The organism is Rhodoplanes roseus (assembly GCF_003258865.1).
GTDB lineage: Bacteria > Pseudomonadota > Alphaproteobacteria > Rhizobiales > Xanthobacteraceae > Rhodoplanes > Rhodoplanes roseus.
In genome coordinates, this window is the sequence record NZ_NPEX01000685.1 from 1 (window position 1) to 383 (window position 383).

Genomic DNA, 383 nt, shown 5'->3' on the forward strand with positions numbered 1-383 from the left:
CCGCCCCGGCGGATCGGGCGACCCCGGCCCGACTGTTCCGTCGTCAGGACGGACGAGCCTGCGACGGACACGGACGGGCCGGCGCCATCCCATCGAGAGATGGACCTGCGAGGCGGAACGCGGCGTCCGAGCAGCACCGGTTTCGAGAATCGAGAAGGAACGAGCGTCATGAACGAGTCGCATTACCGCGACAACGAGTGGTGGGTCTGCCCCTACAACAACGCCCCCGAGGTCGTCGCGGCGCGGACGCTGCCCGCGAAGGTCGAGATCCACGACGCCACGTTGCGCGACGGCGAGCAGACGCCCGGCATCGTCATGGACGTCGCCGACAAGGTGGCGATCGCCGAGAAGCTGGCCGAGGTCGGGGTCGAGCGCATCGAGGC

At 69.5% G+C, this 383-nt stretch carries 1 pseudogene; it reads left to right on the forward strand.

What is annotated here, in order from left to right:
- Positions 1 to 168: 168 nt before the first annotated feature.
- Positions 169 to 383: pseudogene (locus CH341_RS31970) on the forward strand (homocitrate synthase); the annotation flags it as partial.